The sequence below is a fragment of the Streptomyces natalensis ATCC 27448 genome (genome assembly GCF_000935125.1).
GTDB classification, from domain to species: Bacteria; Actinomycetota; Actinomycetes; order Streptomycetales; family Streptomycetaceae; genus Streptomyces; species Streptomyces natalensis.
In genome coordinates, this window is the sequence record NZ_JRKI01000034.1 from 515,544 (window position 1) to 531,235 (window position 15,692).

Below are 15,692 nucleotides of genomic sequence, written 5' to 3' on the forward strand. Positions count from 1 at the left end.
GCGGGATGACGATCTCCGGGCCTCACCGGTCGGGGCGTGCCTGGCGACCTCGACCACGCCGCCGTGCGCGAACGGCAGATGGTCACGGACGACCTTCAGCAGACTGCTGCGCCCTCTCAAAACCGGCCTACTTCCAGGGGAAGCGGTACGCGCGATAGCTGTTCACGCCCGTGGGGAACTGAGCCTTGAACACGGCCTTCCCCGAGGCGTTGAACTCGGAGACGTACGGAAGCGACCCCCATCCGACGAACGACCCTCCCCGGCGGAGCGGCTGCGCGTTGCCCTGTGAGGACGCGCTGAGGTAGTCCGGCTGGTTCACAGACTTCACCAGCGTCGCCGTACGCGCCTTCTCGTCCACGCGGACGGTGACGACACGGCTGAACGGAAGCTCCTCCACCGCCCCGGACCCGGTGTTCGCGGCCCCCGCGGACTCGTTGTCGAACCAGCTGTACAGGCCGCCGCCGAGCGGTTCGGGATCGTGCTGCCACGAGAAGATCGTCCCGGCCGTGTTCAGGTACTGGCCGGGCGCGGCCTGCTCCTTGAACGTACTGGCCTTGCCGCCGAGCTGCCACAGCACGGTGCCGTTGTGCCGGTCGACCTTGTACGTGGTCCACGTGTTCCGGGCATCGATGAGCAGGTCACCATCGGTGTCGGGTTTCACCGCGTTGATGTGGAACCAGTCCCACGGCTTGTTCGGCGACGACGGCAGCGGCTGCTCGCTCTGCGCGTACGGCACGTGATCGGCCGCCTTCCACTGGAACAGGACCCGGCCCGTGCGGATGTCTATCTCCTGCACCACGCCGTCGATGACCGCCTGGTGCGCGGAGCCACCGACGCCCGTCAGATCGGCGGTCTCCTGCTTGTACGCCAGGATGAGTGCCGTGCCACGACCGGTGATCAGGAACTCGTGCCCGTCGGCGGTGTACCCGTTCCCGGCACGGACCTCGGAGACCTTCTGATACCGGTTGTCATAGATGTAGTTCACCCCGCTCGCGAGCGAGCCGAGCCCGGTGCCCTGCCACCAGGTCAGAACCGGCCTGCCCCGGTAGGTCTGGGCACGGAAGTCCGCCGCCTGCTGCCCGGCCGGCGTCTTGTGAGACCACACGACACGCCTGCCGTCGCCGCTCAGGATCTCCACGCCGCTGGAGTAGGCGCTGTTCGCGGAGTTCGGCGAGACGAAGATGTCCCCGCGGCTCGCTGTGCTCTTGTCGGCAAGGACAGTCACCGGTGGCAGCGGCTTGCTGTCCGGGGTTGCGGATGCGGTGCCGGCCAGGGGCAGCAGGCCCGTGACGACAGCGGTGGCCGCAGCGATCAGGATCCGCGGGGGTATGGAGTTGTGACGCATCAGGTGTCCGTTTCTGGTAGCCCGAAGCCGAATCGGTCGGCTCGGTCACGGGCATGCGGAGAAGGCGCACACCCGACCGGGCATGCGCAGTGAGAGATGGCGACTACAGGAAGGCGCTACCGCGCATAGCCAGTGAGGCTGTCAGGCGCGGACGGATGCCACTGGAGGCCGAACGGCTCTCAACAGGGGCGACACGCAGCAGAACACACCCGCATGTGGTCGATGTGACCGCGAGTCGTGAGGATCTTGCGCCGCTGCATATGGCAGAACGTAGCCGCGCACGGACCGAAGCGTCAATCAACGTCCACGCAGCGAACAGCATGACCGGCCGGGACTGTTGCACTCCATGCCAGACCGTGCGGCCGGACGTGCCACTCTCACTGGGCGTTCACCTCGAACGTGAGCACCGACGCCTCTACCCCAGCCCTGACCAGCACCGCTACCAGCTCACCGCTTGATCACGAACTTCCCTGGAAAGGAACTGCACCCAAGTGCATTTGCGGGGCGGCAATCGCGACTGGTCGTACACGAGCCATCCTGATCACTCCGGCCATGGGTTGATCATGCCAGCTCGGCGGCGGGCCCAGAGCAAGATGGCCGCCAGGTGCAGGGCCGCCTGGTAGGCCAGAGCAAGCTTGTCGGTGCGCATCGCCAAACCACGCCATTGCTTGAGGTGGTTGATGCACCGCTCGACGGTATTGCGCTGCTTGTACGTCTCAGGGTTGAAGCTCGGCGGTCGGCCTCCGGCACTGCCTCGCCGCAGGCGGTGTCCGACTTGGTCGGCGGGTTGCGGGATGACAGCACGGATGCCGCGCCGGCGGAGATGGCGCCGGATCGCGCGAGAGGAGTACGCGCGGTCCGCGAGGACAGTCTCTGGTCGAGTTCTGGGTCTACCGAGTCCACGTCGCGGAATGCGGATCCTGGCCATGACGGTCTCGAATTCGGGGGCGTCACCGGCTTGGCCTGCGGTGACGTGGAGGGCCAACGGCCGTGCCCGGCTGTCGCTGGCCAGATGCACTTTCGTGCTCAGGCCACCGCGGGAGCGTCCGAGTGCGTGATCGTCGGGTTCTGACGGGCGTGGCGCCCCCTTTTTTTTCAGCACCGTCCGCGTGCTGGTGGCCCCGGCAGACCGTGGGGTCGACCGAGACCGTCCAGCCCACGTCGTCATCCGCGTCCGCCGCGGACAGGACGGCGGCGAAGATGCGTTCCCAGGTGCCGTCCACGGCCCATCTGATCAGGCGTTTGTGTGCCGTCTGGAACGAGCCCAGTTCGGTGGGTAGGTCCCGCCACGGAGAGCAGGTGCGGTACTTCCATGCGATGGCCTCGAGGGTGCGGCGGTGGTGTGCCCACCGCCGTCCGCGAACGGGATCGGCCGGCATCAACGACTCGATCCGGTCCCACATCGCATCAGTGATCACTAACCGGACAGACACGTCCGATCAACTGAACAACCCCACCAAAGAGACACGCTCTAGACGCCGGCAACCGCCTCGGCCCGGACCCGGCCACGTTCGTTTTGGCCTGAGGTCCAGGGGCCAGGGGCCACCAGGTCCCGGCTCGGATTCGGCCCGCGGTGAGCCGGGGCCGCCGTCCCATAGCGGGCGGCGGATCCGGCTCCCGAGTGGCGGGCCGCGCGGGTGGCGGGAAGGGTGGAGTGAGCGGGTGGTCCCTGCGCGCACCGGCAGGGGCACGTACACGCCCTCCAGGAGGCAACGATGCCTGAAGTCACCGCTCCCTACGCGCCCGGCACCCCCTGCTGGGTCGATCTCGCGGCGCCCGACCAGCAAGCCGCCATCGATTTCTACTCGGGCCTGTTCGGCTGGACCGGGCAGATCGGGCCACCGGAGACCGGCGGCTACGCCGTGTGCGAGCTCAAGGGCAAGCCGGTGGCCGGGATCATGGCCGCGGTCGCCATGGGCGGCCAGCCCGCGCCGCCCACGGTGTGGAACACCTACCTCACGTCGGACGATGCGGACGCCACCGCGCAGGCGGTCGAGTCGGCGAACGGCCAGGTGCTGATGCCCGTCATGGATGTGATGACCATCGGCCGGATGTTCATCGCCGCCGACCCCACCGGAGCCGCGTTCGGCGTCTGGCAGCCGCGCGATTTCCCCGGCGCGGGCCTCGTCAACGAGCCCGGCGCCGTCATCTGGAACGAGCTCAACACCACCGACCCGGACGCCGCGGCCGCGTTCTACGACTCGGTCCTCGCCCTCCGGGCCGCCCCCATGGAAGGCGCCGAGGGCTACTTCTCCCTCAACGTCGGGGGACGCCCGGTGGGCGGTATGCAGCCGATGCCCGAGGGGGTCCCCGCGGGCACCCCCTCCCACTGGATGACGTACTTCTCCGTGACGGACACCGATGCGACGGTCGCCCGGCTCAAGGAGGCCGGCGGATCGGTGTTCAAGGAACCGTTCGACATGATCGCCGGACGGATGGCCGTGGTGGCCGACCCGCAGGGCGCACCCTTCGCCGTCATCAAGCCCAAGCCGATGAACGGGAGTTGAGCGGCCCGGAGGGTACAGCGGCCGTCATCGCGGCGGCCGTCGTCACGGTGGTTACTGCGGCATTCACGGAGGTCACGGCCGCACTCGCGGCGGTGCGGTGAAGGACACCTTCACCGCACGGGAGCCGGTGCGGACGACCAGTCCCCGCGTCGTCAGTTCGTCCGCCGTACGCGCCGCAGTCAGCCAGACGTTCACCGCCGCCCCGAGCAACAGCGGATCCAGCCGGGGCCGCGGCTCGCCCCATGGCTGCGGGGCGTGCGCCTCCAGCAGGACGCCGCCGCGCCGCAGCAGGAGCAGAGCACGGTCGTCGCCGAGGGCGACGACGGCCACGTCCAGGCCGGAGGAGGAGTCCTGGATGTGGTCGTGGAGCCAGTCGGCGGGGGCCGGTTCGGCGTCGAGGACCGTACGGGCGAGCACCGCGGCGGTGGCCTTCCACACCGAGTAGACCTCCAGGTCGGTCACCGCGAGAAAGCCGCGGGGCTCCTCGATGGGGCGGCGGGCGGCGACCGGCCAGCGGCGCAGGGCCACGGAGTCGTCGGGCAGTACCTCGCCCGCCACCTCGTAGGTGGTGGGCCCCGACGTCCGTTCGGGGCGGGGCACGGGAACGGGGTCGGGCTCGGGCGGGTCCGTCGGCAGGGGGATGTTGCGGCGCGCGAAGAAGGGATACATCGCCTCCTGATGGCGCCGTCCGGCCGTACCGCGCATCCCCACCTGACGGTCGAAGATCTCCTGGAGGGACTCGGGAGCATGCTTCTCGGCGGCCGTCAGCAGCTGGTCGAGCAGGTCGCCGTCGGGGTCCAGCCGCTCGGCGTTGCGCCCGAAGTCCGCCGTCGGCGAGGCCGGGTCCAGCTCGTCGAGACCGGTGGCGGCGAGCAGCAGGACGCGTTCCAGCCCGGCGGCGTAGAAGGTGGTGCTGCCGTGGTCCCCCACCACCCAGTCGCTGGCGATCAGCGCGGCCCGCCAGCCCTCCTCCGGCGGCAGCACGAGCAGCCCGGCGTCCATCTCCCTGCGCAGCCGGGCGAAGACGCGCTGGCGGCTGTGGCGGATCCAGACGTTGGGGTGCAGCACGAGCGCGACCGCGAACTCGTCCGCGGGCAGCGCCGTGACCAGCTTCAACGGCAGGTCGGGATGCCTGCCGAGCAGGGAATGTTCGCTCCAGGTGCTGTTGATGACGACCAGCCGGCGGCCGGCGCCGACGCCCATGCCCGCGCGGTACAGATCCCGGCGGCCGAGGCTGTGGGTGATGCGCTCCCAGCAGTAGTCCCCGATGAGCTGGGCCCTGGGGACGGCCCGGGGGCAGATCTGGCGCAGGCGGCCGATCTGGTCGGCGTGCGAGACCCCGATCACGGCGGGCAGCACCCGTCCCAGCGGGTCAGTTCGCGCCGGGAGAGCCCCGCGGGCACGCCGGGATCGCCCGTGGACTCGACGACCAGGCGGTTGTATCCGGCGCCGTGCGGCATCACCATCAGCGGCGCGTCCAGCCGCCGCATGGACGGATGCACCGCGCAGGCCACCGCCAGGTCGAAGGACCGCCGCGTCGCCTCCCGCCAGCTGAGCAGCCGCCCGCCGCGGCCCGTGAAGTACTCCGCCAGCCCGTCGGCGAAGGCCGATCCGGGATTGATGGTGTACGAGACTCCGATGCCGTCCTGCGGGGGCAGCAGCCGCATCACATCCAGCAGCCGGGTGGCCGAGGTGAGGGTGCGGGCGACGCCCAGGACCTGGGCCTCCTCCGCCACGGTGTCCCAGCGCGGCCGCCGGCGCCGGGCGCGGCGGAGGGGCGGCACGGGCATGGATCAGGCCGCCGTCTCGCCGATGCCGCCGCGCCGGCGCAGCTCCTGGACGCGACCCCGGACCGCCCGCTGGACCTGGGCGTTGTGTATCCCCTCGCCGAGCTCCTGCGCGAGGTCCAGCGCCTGTTCGAGCTTGGCCCACTGCTGGAGCTGGTGCGCGAGGCGTACCGCATCGTTGACGGCTGCCATCGCGGCCTCCTCGCGCCCGAGAGCCCGCAGGGCCCGGCCGCGGACGATGCCGAGGCGCAGCCGCATGGAGTCGTCGCCCTCGGCCTCAGCCGTGGCCAGCGCCCCGGCCAGCAGGTCCAGCGCCTCCTGGGGGCGGCCGGCGGCCAGGACCGCCTGGGCGAGGTTGTAGGTCTGGACGACGATGCCGTGGGTGTCGCCCTCGTTGGCGCGCAGGGCCCGTTCGAAGAGCGCGATGGCTTCGCCGGGACGGTCCACGGCGAGCCGTAGCAGGCCGTGCGTCTCCCATATGACGCCGTGCAGCCGGGCCTCGGCGACCCTGCCCAGCAGCGCCTCGCCACGGTCCAGTTCGGCCTCGGCGGCGGCGTACTCGCCCAACGAGTAGTGGGCGCGGGCCAGTTGGTTGTGCATCCGGACCTGGACGTCGGGACGGCCCGCGGCCTGTGCGGCCGCGATGCCGAGCTCGTGGGACTCGATCCAGTCCGCGTAGTGCGCGCGGTTGTGGTAGAGCGCCCAGAGCGATTCGCACAGCCGCCAGACGGCGTCGTGCCATTCCTCGTCGGCGGCGGTGCGCAGCACGGCGAGGAGGTTGGCCCGCTCGGCGTCGAGCCATTCCAGGGCCCCGGCCTTGGTGGTGAACGGCTTCCGCGCCCGCTCCTCGGGGGCTTCCTGGAGGCGCAGGCGCGGTCCCAGGACCAGATGGTCGGCGAGGGCCGCGGTGGTGACGTAGAAGTCGGTGACCCGGCGTCGCACGGCGCGCAGGTCATGAGGCGGTGCGCTCTGGACACGGGCGCGGGCGTGCGCCGCCACCACGTCGTGCAGCCGGAACCGCTCCGGCTCCGTCGCGTCCACCGCCATGTGGGCGGTGCGCAGATCGCGCAGCCCGTCCTCGAACCGCGGCACCCCGGCGGCTTCGGCGACGGCCGCGGTGAAGGTCGTACCGGGGAAGCGGCCCAGGAAGTCGTACAGGGACCGGGTGTGCGGGGAGAAGGTGTCGGTGACCGCGTCGAACACGGCGGCCGCCGCCTCGCGCAGGCCCGGTCCCGGCCGCTCCTCGGACAGCTCGCGGACCACCGCGTCCAGGCTCTGATGGGGGCGCTCCATGAGCCATTCGCACGCCGCCCGCAGGGCCAGCGGCAGCCCGCCGCAGACCTCGACGAGCCGCTGGGCGGCGCCCGCGTCCTCGGTGGAGTCCCGCCAGCGCCGCACCAGTTGGAGGCCGGCGGCGGTTTCGAGCGGGTCCACGACGACCGAGACCGCGCCGTCCAGCTCCAGGGAGGTCAGTCGGGTGCGGCCGAGGACCACGACCAGGCCGCGGCTGGGCAGCAGCGGGCGGACCTCGGCGGCGTGCCGGGCGTTGTCGATGACCACCAGCAGCGGGCGCGCGGCCGTGACCGTACGGAAGCGCTTCGAGCGGTCGGCCAGTCCGGCGGGAATGTAGTGCTCGTCGACGTCCAGATCACGCAGGAAGGTGCCGATGACGGCGCCGACGTCGACGCCGCCGTCGCGGCGCACCTCGGCGAGATCGACGTAGAGCTGACCGTCGGGGAAGGCGTCGGCGAACTCGCGCCAGACCCACTGGGAGACCAGTTCCGTCTTGCCGACGCCGCCCAGGCCCGTGATCACGATGATGCCGGGCGGGCCGCCCTGCCCGGAGGACTCGGCCGCGGCGCGCAGGCTCGCGAACTCCTGCGTGCGGTTGACGAACCCGCCCCTGGGGAGCGGGACTTGGCGCGGTACCTCCGGCTCGGGCGGAGCCGGGACGTTGAGGGTGAGGGAGTTGAGGGTCTCGATCAGCTGGGCCTGGACGACGGAGCCGTGGACCACCGCCTCCCCCGACAGGACATTGCGCACGCTCTTCCCGGCCTTGCCGCCGTCCGCCCGGTCGTCCACCCGATCTCCCTTCCCCGCACTTCCCAACGCCGCACGGACGCGGGAGGTTCCCCGCTTCGGCCGTCCAGGGTATGCGGCCGCGATCGGCCGTGCCCGGGATCCACGGGAAGTCGGTCGGCGGGGGCCGGCTTACCGGGCGCGCGCCGTGTGCACCGTCTGGACGGCCAGCAGGAAGGCGTCCGGGCGGCGGGCGAATCCGGCCGCGTCGTGCGGGTCGGTGAGGCGGGCCAGGGTGGTCCGATCGTCCTCGTCCAGCCGGTCGCCGTACGCCTCCAGGATGCGGGTGAGGGTGGCGACGACGTACTCGCGGGCGGCGCTGGACAGCGGGGCCGGCAGGTCGAGGAGGAAGCTGCGGGTGCACGGGGTCCGCAGACCGGCATCGGCCAGGAAGGCGGGCCAGTCCTCGAGGGTGTCCTCGCTGTCGGGCAGCGCCGTCCGCATCCGTGTGAACCACTCCTCTCCGGCCGCGTCGAGGCGGGCGAGCAGTCCCGGGCGGCCGATGCCGATGTCGCGCGGCAGGAACCGCGGGGCCAGGCCGCCCTCGGCGATGGCGAGCAGTCCGCCGGGCCGCAGATGCCCGGCGAGGGCGGCCACCGCGGCCCGCTGGTCGCCGATGTGGTGCAGCACCTTGCTGGACCAGATGAGGTCGGCGCCGCCGAGTGCGTCCAGGCCGTCGGTGACCTCGGCGACGTGGGTGCGTACGCGGTCACCCAGGCCGAGGCGGACGGCGCGCTCACGGGCCCGCTCCAGGAGGGCCGCCCCCGGATCCACGGCCACCACCTCGGCGCCGGGGAACGCCTGCGCCAGGACGCAGGCGGCGACGCCGGGACCGCTGCCGATATCGAGCACCCGGCGCACCGCGTCCGGGCCGGGCCCGCCGTCGGCGGCGAGCAGGGTGCGCAGCCAGTCCACCGCCTGTTCGTAGACGGGCAGGTGCACCTCGGCGCCGTTTTCGAGGACCGGGCCGAGCACCTCCCAGTCCAGGTCGGTGGCGTCCTGGCCGTGGCCGTGGCCGTGGCCGGAGCCGTGGCCGTGGCCGGAGTGGTGGTTCCCGGGCGCGGCCGGGCCGGGGCCGGCGGAGAGGTGGTCTGCGCCGGTGACGGAATGATCGTGACGGGTCATGCGGTCGAGCCTCCGTGACGGATCGTTCGTGGGCAACCTTCGTTGCCGGTTCGGCAACCCCGCCGCCCTCCGGGGCACCGGCCCACCGTAGGGTCGGCCCGTGGCTACTCCCGGATGGATGCCGCCGACCGAAACGGAGCGGCGGCTGTGCGAAGCAACGGCACGCGGCGACTGGAACGGACAGATCGCGGCGATCGCCGGCGAGGACCTGTATCTGGCGGCGCCGCAGCAGGGTCAGGACCCGCTGCCGGTCTACGACGATCCCGCGACCGGCGGTAAGTGCCTTCCCGTCCTGACGCGCGGCATGCTGCCGCCGTGGCAGCCGCAGCAGCTTTTCGACCGGGTCACCCTTGAGGAGCTGGCGCAGGACTGGCCCCACGACCAGTGGCGGCTGGCGGTCAATCCCGCCACCCCGGCCGCCGTCTATCTGGCCGCGACGCCCCCGCACCGCGCCACCTGGACGGCGATGCGCGCCCACTACGGCGTACGCCCCGGCGGACTGCTGGCCACGCACTACGGCGGTCCGCTGACCGGTCCGCTCGCGCAGGGACTGGCCTGCGGCGCCCCCCTCGCTGTGCACCACAGCGTCCCGTGGAACGAACTCGGCACGCTCTTCCTCGACCCCGCCACGGATGCCCGGACGCTGCACGAACAGTGGTCGGTGACCGACCCGGCGACCTGGCAGCAGCGCTTGAGCCAGCTGCTCGCCGGGCAGTTCGTCCCGGCACCGGCAGAGGCGGCACTGCGGCGGCGGGCCGGTACGGACGAGGGGGCGGCGAAGGCCGAGGCGCGGGAGGGGACAGCGGAGGCCGACGTGCAGGAGGCGGAACTCCCCGAACTCGTCACCCGCTACGAGGACCGCTTCCGTACGGACGGACTGCTGCCGCCCGACGGCCGTGTGGTCTCCGTCCTCGCCCTGGACCTCGTCCACGCGGTCAACCTCGTCCGCTGGGGCCTGAGCGCCCGGCTGTGCGCCCCGCAGCAGGCCGAGCAGGCGGTCCTGGAGGCCGGGGCGCGGGCCAGGGAGGGGTACGGCTCCTGGGAGGAGTTCGCCGCGGGCTATGCGCTGGGCCGGCTGCTCGCCTACGACCAGGGCTGGTTCGGACCGCAGTACGCCGAGACGCTGCACCTCCACCGCACCCTCACCCAGGACCCGGCGTCGCCGTGGCGGGCGCTGCCGTTCGCCTGACGAGGGTGCCCACGGGGCCGTACCGGGACCGGACCGGGACCGCCGGTCCGTACGGGCGGAAGGGACGGGCCCGGCGGTCATTTGGGGCGCGGCCGTGCCGTCGGGGATGATGCAGCAGAGGCACGGACCGACAGAAGGGGCAAAACGACATGTGCGGGAGCGCCGGGCGCCGCGCGCCCACACGGACCGCGACACCGGGAGACCGCCATGGGCGCTGACTCCGCTCCGCAGGTCGCCACCACACCCGCCGCCGAACCGGCGCCGGTCCGTACAACAGCGCCGACCTGGAGCCAGATCCGTACCGCACTGCGCCGTACGCCGGTGGCCGTCTGGCGCGACGATGTGACGGACTGGGCGGCCAGCCTGACGTATTACTCGGTACTGGCGCTGCTGCCGTCGGTCATCGTCACCGTCTCGCTGATCGGCCTCGCCGAACCCACCGCCACCGTGCAGCTGATCAACCAGATCAGCGCCCTCGCCCCGGCCGGCTCGGGGGCGGCCGTGCACCATGCGCTGGTGGTCATGGCCCATCAGCGCACCGCCGCCTGGGTCGTGGTCGGCGGTGCGCTGGTCAGTGCGCTGTGGTCCTCGTGCAGCTATCTCGCGGTGTTCCGCCGGGCGCTGCACGCCATGCACCGCACGAAGGACGACCGGCCACCGTGGCGCAAGGCGCCGCGCATCCTCGCCAACGCCCTGCTGCTGATGGCGCTGCTGATCAGCAGCGCGGTGGTGCTGCTGGTGAGCGGCCCGATCGCCCGTGCCATCGGCCGCTGGCTGGGGATGGGCGAGGGGGGCGAGGCCACCTGGAACCTCCTGAAGTGGCCGCTGCTGTTGCTGCTCGCCGCCGTACTGGCGATGGTGCTGTTCCGCTCCGGCCCGCCGATGTCACGCGGCGTACGACGCGCCGCGCCCGGCGGCATGGTGGCGGTCCTGCTGTGGCTGGTGTCCTCCGGAGGCTTCTCCGCCTACGTGTCGTACGTCGGCACCTTCAACCGCCTCTACGGCTCGCTCGCGGGCCCGCTGGTCTTCCTCATCTGGCTGTGGTTCTCGCATCTTTCGCTGCTGTGCGGGGCGCAGTTCAATGCGGAGCTGGTGCGGGCGGGGCGGCGGGTGCGGGTGCCGCGGCAGCATTCCTGACGGACGGCCGTACTTGCCGTACTTGCCGTATGTGCCGCGTCGATTGGCCGTACGGCCGCCGCCGTCGCTCAGCGGGCGCCGTGGCTGGGAGCGATCTCCTCGATCCGCCGCGCGAGACCGAAGTCGAGGCGGGTGATCCGGCCGCCGATGCTGTGGGTGTTCACAGCGATGCCGAGCCGGTTGTAGCTCAGGGTCAGATCGGCGTGGTGGCCCAACTCCTCCTGGATCTGGGCGATATGGATGACCATCACGGCCGCGGGCAGATGCCCGTCGAAGGCGTAGCGGCGGCGCAGCAGGTCCCCGTCGACGGACCAGCCGGGCAGTTCCGCGAGGCGGTCCTCGATCTCCTTGGTGCTGAGCGGTTCCACCTGGGCGCTCATGACGTTCGTCCCTTCGCCGTTGGCACTGCTGTGGCACGCCCAGCGTGGCACGGCGCGGCGGCCTGCACGCCGTAGTACGGGGAGCACGTACGGGTGGTGTGGGCGAGTGGTCTGGGCGGGGCAGGGCGGCCACCGCGGGTCGGCTACCGTCCCTCCCATGACGACTGCCGTGGCACTGGCGCCGGAGACGACGGGCGTGGGGGCGTTGTTGCGCACATGGCGCGACCGCCGCAAGATCAGCCAGCTGGAGCTGGCCCTGCGCGCCGACTCCTCCGCCCGGCACATCAGCTTCATCGAGACCGGCCGTTCCCGCCCCAGCCAGGAGATGGTGCTGCGCCTGGCCGAACACCTCGACGTCCCCGTACGCGAGCGCAACGCCCTGCTGATCGCGGCGGGTTACGCCCCCGCCTTCCCCGAGACGCCGATGGACGACCCCTCGATGGCGGCCCTGCGCTCCGGGATGGAACGGCTGCTGACCGGCTACGAACCGTTCCCCGCGCTGGTGGTGGACGGGACGTACCACGTCCAGGCGGCGAACCGGGGCATCACCATGCTGCTGGAAGGCATCGACCCCGCCCTGCTGCGGCCGCCGCTGAACGCCATGCGGATCACGCTCCATCCGGACGGGCTGGCGCCCCGTATCCGCAATTTCCTGGAGTGGCGCGGCCACCTCCTCGCCCAGATGGAACGGCAGTTGGCGGTCCTGCGGTCCGCGCCGCTGCGGGAGCTGTACGAGGAGGTACGGGGCTATCCGCTGCCCGAGGGCGGGCGGGAGGTGGCGTCCTTCGGCGACCATCCGCCCTTCGCACTGCCGATGGTGATCGAGCACGACGGACATGTGCTCTCCTTCATCTCGACCATCGCCACCTTCAACACCCCCATGGATGTGACCGTCTCCGAACTGGCCGTGGAAACCTTCCTTCCCGCCGATCCGGAAACCGTCACCTACCTGCGAAAACAGGAACCGTAGGGGGCCCGCGGGGGGGGCGCGGCGGGTTGGGTTTACGCCGCCGCGGCCCGTCCGCTTTACGCCACCGCGGCCGGCACCCGGTCCAGGAACCCGCTCACCGACCGGATCCGCCCGTCTCCGTCCAGCCGCACCACATCAAACCCGGCCACCGGCGCCGTCCCGTCCGCCTCACTGACCAGCTCCCAGCCGAACCGCACAAGATCGTGGTGCCCGTCCGCGTCCCCCAACGCCCGGAACACCATCCCGGGAAACTGCGCCCGCGCCGCGGTGATCAGAGCCACCAGCCCCGCGTGCCCCGCGACATCGGCCTGAGCGACGCCGGGCGTGCTCTGCGAGGAGAGCATCCCCCAGGAAAGATCGAAGCCGGTGGCGCGGAAGCCGCGTTCCCGCAGGAGCCGCGTGTGGTGGCCGGGGCCGCAGCCGATATCCGCAACGCGGGCTCCGCGCGGAAGCACCGCCGACAGGTAATCAAGCTCGGCAGTGATCCACTTGGCCGGTCCGGCCCACCGCTCCGCGTACTCGGACGCGATGACGTCGTACGCGGCGCGTGTCTCACGTATGTTGTCGATCACGCCGACACCCTACGACGAGTAGGTGCGTGGAACGGCTGTAGGAACGCTGTGCGGGATCCCGCCGGCCGGACAACGTCAGTCGGCCACGCCCAGGTCCTCACGCATGATCCGGCGCATGGCGGTCAGTGCGGGTTCTGCGGCCTTCAGGTCGATGAGTGCCTGATCCGCACTCTCCCGTTCCCGAGCCAGACCCCGATCAATGCGCTTGGCAGTGGCGTCGATCGCGGCCAGGACGACGTTCAACTCGCGAGATGCCCTGAGTACCGCTTCGGGGACGATCATCTGGGCCTCGGCATAGCGATCCCGGTAGTCCCGCCGCGCCTCCTCGACCTGGGCGCGGTCGTCGTCGGTGTAGACACCGTCGCGCATGCGATGGAGGGCGTCTTTCAGCATGGTGTGGAAGTGGCGGGAGGCGCGGTTCATGGCACCGTACGCGGCGCGTCGCTCCTCAAAGACCCGTCTTCCCTCCTCAGCCTGCCTCTCTTCTGCCCGCTGGCGCTTCGTCGTCCATGTCGCGATCACAGGCGCCAGGAGCGTGCCGAGTACTCCGACGACGGCAGTGACCATGGCGGCAGTCGTAGCACCCATGCGCGCGACCCTAGCGGCTGGCAGGCGGGTCCACACCTGGCGGGTGAGACCATCCCTGGATGGGGCGTCGGCCGCGGACTGGTGCATCCCGGCGGGGTGCGCCGGGTCCGGCACGTTCGCCACGGTCCGGCCACCGCCGCTGGTCAGCGCGACGGACACATAGTCGGCCCCGAGTTCCTGGGCGAGGGGATGCCCCAGGGGCACACAAGTCCAGCAGGCTGTCGGCCAGATACCGGTCGCGGGCGGCGAGGCCGGCGGCGTCCGGTGCGCCGCCGAGCAGTTCGGACATCGCGTTTTGCCGTCGGAGCTCGGGAGCGACGTACGGACCGGGCCGACCGTGTCCTCGTACGCGGGGAAGGCGCCGCGCCGCCGCCCTACCGCGCGTCGGCCGCGGCGGTCTCCTTGGCGCCGGCCGCTCCGCCGGCCGCCCGGTCCCCCGCCCCCGGCTCCTGCTCCTGCTCCGTCCCTGTCTCCGTCTCCGTCCCCGTCCCCGTCCCCGTCCCCGTCCCCGTCTCCGCGTCCCGCGTACGCCCGGCCCTTCGGGCCGCCATCACCGCGTACACCAGGATTCCGGCGAAGAGGAACAGCACGCCCTGGTAGATCGCGGCGTAACCGGCGCCCGCCACCAGCCAGAAGGTGAAGCCGAACGCCAGCACGGCGAGGGTCAGATCGCGGGCGAAGCGGGCCGGGCGGACCTTGTCGCGGCGGCCGGACAGCAGGAAGTAGATCTGGGCGCCGGCCGCCAGCAGATACGGCACGGTCGCCGAGAAGGTGGTGATCAGGACCAGGATCTCGAAGACCCCGCCGGCGCCGGTCAGGTAGTTGATCACGGTCAGGGCGCTGGCCAGCAGCGCGGCGGCGAGCACGCCGAAGGTCGGGACGCCACGCCGCTTGGTCAGGAAGGGCGCGGGGAAGAGGCCGTCCTTGGCGGCGGCGTACGGGGACTGGGCGCTCATCAGGGTCCAGCCGTTGAGGGCGCCGATGATCGAGATCACGGCCGCGGCGGCGACGACCGTACCGCCCCAGTGGCCGCCGAACATCGCATCGACCGCGTCCGAGAACGGCGCCGTGGAGTGCACCAGCTTGGTGTGGGCGACGGTGCCGAAGACGGCGAGGGTGCCCAGGAGGTAGACGACGGCGGCGCCGACGGTGCCCAGCACGGTGGCCCGGCCTACGTTGCGTTCCGGATCGCGGACCTCGCCCGCGCTCATCGCCGCGGACTCCACGCCCACGTAGCTGTAGAGCAGGATCGCGGCCGCCGCGGACATCCCGCCGAACGCGCTGCCGCCGCCCTCGTGGAAGGCGCCCAGGTTGCGCGGGTCGAAGAAGAACAGTCCGACGACGGCGATGAAGAGGAGCGGGATGAACTTCAGAACGGTGGAGATCAGCTGGACCGCGCCCACGTAGCGGGTACCGGCGAAGTTGGCCAGCGCCGGCAGCCACAGGGCAGCGAGCGCGACGAGGAGGTCATTGCCGGGGGAGGCGAACCCGGGCAGGAGCACATGGACATAGCCGACGGCGGCGACCGCGAGCGCCGCATTGCTGACCCAGGTCATGGTCCAGTACGACCAGGCGGAGAGGAACCCGGCGAAGTCGCCGAACGCCTCACGGGCGTAGACATAGGGGCCGCCGGTGTCCGGGTGGCGCTCCGCCAGCCGGCCGAAGACCAGGGCGAGGGCGACCGCTCCGACGGTCAGGACACCGAAGGCGAGCAGGCTGACGGTGCCGAAGGGGGCGACCGAGGCCGGGAGGAGGAAGATGCCGCCGCCGATGATGTTGCCCATCACCAGGGCAGTGGCGGTCATCAGGTTCATCCGAAACGGACGCTTTGACTGAGCGTGCAGGTCAGAGGCGGTAGGGGTGACCTCTGCGGCAGGATCGCGGTGCATGGTGTGTGACGCGTCTCTCATCGTGCTGGCTCGCCGGGGTGCCGGCTGAGCCCATGGTCACCGGCCGCGCGCAGCGCTCAAAATCGCCGCGGATCATCCTGTCCGGCCGACCTGTGGGGCGAAA

The 15,692-nt window shown here is 71.6% G+C and carries 14 protein-coding genes; 4 read left to right on the plus strand and 10 right to left on the minus strand.

What is annotated here, in order from left to right:
- Positions 1 to 127: 127 nt before the first annotated feature.
- Positions 128 to 1,345, minus strand: a complete 1,218-nt coding sequence (locus SNA_RS26955) for an arylsulfotransferase family protein (RefSeq protein ID WP_030063051.1) — start codon at positions 1,343 to 1,345, stop codon at positions 128 to 130.
- Between the two features lie 541 nt (positions 1,346 to 1,886).
- A protein-coding gene (locus SNA_RS40510; RefSeq protein ID WP_198535138.1) for an IS5 family transposase occupies positions 1,887 to 2,778 on the minus strand; the annotation gives its coding sequence in 2 pieces (ribosomal slippage) (positions 1,887 to 2,414 and positions 2,416 to 2,778; 891 coding nt in all).
- 282 nt (positions 2,779 to 3,060) lie between these two features.
- On the opposite strand from SNA_RS40510, the gene SNA_RS26960 reads away from it, so the two are divergent.
- Positions 3,061 to 3,852 carry a VOC family protein gene (locus SNA_RS26960; protein ID WP_030063049.1) on the plus strand — a complete coding sequence of 264 codons (792 nt, stop codon included), beginning with the start codon at positions 3,061 to 3,063 and terminating at the stop codon, positions 3,850 to 3,852.
- Between the two features lie 72 nt (positions 3,853 to 3,924).
- On the opposite strand, the gene SNA_RS26965 is transcribed toward SNA_RS26960, so the two are convergent.
- The 4 genes from SNA_RS26965 to SNA_RS26975 all read right to left on the minus strand — a co-directional run bounded on the left by SNA_RS26965 (position 3,925) and on the right by SNA_RS26975 (position 8,843).
- Positions 3,925 to 5,211 carry a hypothetical protein gene (locus SNA_RS26965; RefSeq protein WP_338059820.1) on the minus strand — a complete coding sequence of 429 codons (1,287 nt, stop codon included), beginning with the start codon at positions 5,209 to 5,211 and terminating at the stop codon, positions 3,925 to 3,927.
- Positions 5,196 to 5,642, minus strand: coding sequence for a hypothetical protein (locus tag SNA_RS45065; protein WP_338059821.1), 447 nt, complete (start codon positions 5,640 to 5,642; stop codon positions 5,196 to 5,198). Before SNA_RS45065 ends, SNA_RS26965 begins: the two co-directional genes overlap by 16 nt.
- Positions 5,643 to 5,645: 3 nt before the next feature.
- Complete coding sequence (locus tag SNA_RS26970; protein ID WP_241779856.1) at positions 5,646 to 7,721, minus strand: tetratricopeptide repeat protein; 2,076 nt, start codon at positions 7,719 to 7,721, stop codon at positions 5,646 to 5,648.
- Positions 7,722 to 7,850: 129 nt separating this feature from the next.
- The gene (locus SNA_RS26975) at positions 7,851 to 8,843 is read right to left on the minus strand and encodes a class I SAM-dependent methyltransferase (RefSeq protein WP_078970221.1); all 993 of its coding nucleotides are present in this window, start codon (positions 8,841 to 8,843) and stop codon (positions 7,851 to 7,853) included.
- A 118-nt stretch (positions 8,844 to 8,961) separates the two neighbouring features.
- Here SNA_RS26975 and SNA_RS26980 point away from each other — a divergent pair, with 118 nt between their 5' ends.
- Together SNA_RS26980 and SNA_RS26985 are read left to right on the plus strand one after the other, a co-directional pair.
- Positions 8,962 to 10,032 carry a DUF1266 domain-containing protein gene (locus tag SNA_RS26980; protein WP_052808996.1) on the plus strand — a complete coding sequence of 357 codons (1,071 nt, stop codon included), beginning with the start codon at positions 8,962 to 8,964 and terminating at the stop codon, positions 10,030 to 10,032.
- 207 nt (positions 10,033 to 10,239) lie between these two features.
- A complete protein-coding gene (locus tag SNA_RS26985) occupies positions 10,240 to 11,169 on the plus strand; it encodes a YihY/virulence factor BrkB family protein (protein ID WP_044367085.1) in 930 nt (309 codons plus the stop codon).
- Between the two features lie 68 nt (positions 11,170 to 11,237).
- Here the strand turns inward: SNA_RS26985 and SNA_RS26990 are convergent, their stop codons facing one another.
- On the minus strand, positions 11,238 to 11,549 hold the full coding sequence (locus SNA_RS26990) for a 4a-hydroxytetrahydrobiopterin dehydratase (protein WP_044367087.1): 312 nt from the start codon (positions 11,547 to 11,549) through the stop codon (positions 11,238 to 11,240).
- Between the two features lie 157 nt (positions 11,550 to 11,706).
- On the opposite strand from SNA_RS26990, the gene SNA_RS26995 reads away from it, so the two are divergent.
- Positions 11,707 to 12,519, plus strand: coding sequence for a helix-turn-helix domain-containing protein (locus tag SNA_RS26995; protein ID WP_037788397.1), 813 nt, complete (start codon positions 11,707 to 11,709; stop codon positions 12,517 to 12,519).
- A gap of 56 nt (positions 12,520 to 12,575) precedes the next feature.
- Here the strand turns inward: SNA_RS26995 and SNA_RS40515 are convergent, their stop codons facing one another.
- From SNA_RS40515 to SNA_RS27010, 3 genes are all read right to left on the minus strand, one after another.
- Positions 12,576 to 13,091 (minus strand): methyltransferase domain-containing protein, encoded by a 516-nt coding sequence (locus tag SNA_RS40515; protein ID WP_198535139.1) that lies wholly within the window; start codon positions 13,089 to 13,091, stop codon positions 12,576 to 12,578.
- Positions 13,092 to 13,166: 75 nt separating this feature from the next.
- A complete protein-coding gene (locus tag SNA_RS27005) occupies positions 13,167 to 13,679 on the minus strand; it encodes a hypothetical protein (RefSeq protein WP_030063040.1) in 513 nt (170 codons plus the stop codon).
- Positions 13,680 to 14,053: 374 nt separating this feature from the next.
- On the minus strand, positions 14,054 to 15,493 hold the full coding sequence (locus SNA_RS27010) for an amino acid permease (protein ID WP_044367088.1): 1,440 nt from the start codon (positions 15,491 to 15,493) through the stop codon (positions 14,054 to 14,056).
- Between the last annotated feature and the right edge of the window lie 199 nt (positions 15,494 to 15,692).

Bases quoted from the DNA above. Each gene is read 5' to 3' on its own strand.
- SNA_RS26995 (WP_037788397.1), top strand. From the start codon at position 11,707: ATGACGACTGCCGTGGCACTGGCGCCGGAGACGACGGGCGTGGGGGCG.
- SNA_RS27005 (WP_030063040.1), bottom strand. From the start codon at position 13,679: ATGGGTGCTACGACTGCCGCCATGGTCACTGCCGTCGTCGGAGTACTC.
- SNA_RS27010 (WP_044367088.1), bottom strand. From the start codon at position 15,493: ATGAACCTGATGACCGCCACTGCCCTGGTGATGGGCAACATCATCGGC.
- SNA_RS26980 (WP_052808996.1), top strand. From the start codon at position 8,962: ATGCCGCCGACCGAAACGGAGCGGCGGCTGTGCGAAGCAACGGCACGC.
- SNA_RS26985 (WP_044367085.1), top strand. From the start codon at position 10,240: ATGGGCGCTGACTCCGCTCCGCAGGTCGCCACCACACCCGCCGCCGAA.
- SNA_RS26960 (WP_030063049.1), top strand. From the start codon at position 3,061: ATGCCTGAAGTCACCGCTCCCTACGCGCCCGGCACCCCCTGCTGGGTC.
- SNA_RS26975 (WP_078970221.1), bottom strand. From the start codon at position 8,843: ATGACCCGTCACGATCATTCCGTCACCGGCGCAGACCACCTCTCCGCC.
- SNA_RS26955 (WP_030063051.1), bottom strand. From the start codon at position 1,345: ATGCGTCACAACTCCATACCCCCGCGGATCCTGATCGCTGCGGCCACC.
- SNA_RS26990 (WP_044367087.1), bottom strand. From the start codon at position 11,549: ATGAGCGCCCAGGTGGAACCGCTCAGCACCAAGGAGATCGAGGACCGC.
- SNA_RS45065 (WP_338059821.1), bottom strand. From the start codon at position 5,642: ATGCCCGTGCCGCCCCTCCGCCGCGCCCGGCGCCGGCGGCCGCGCTGG.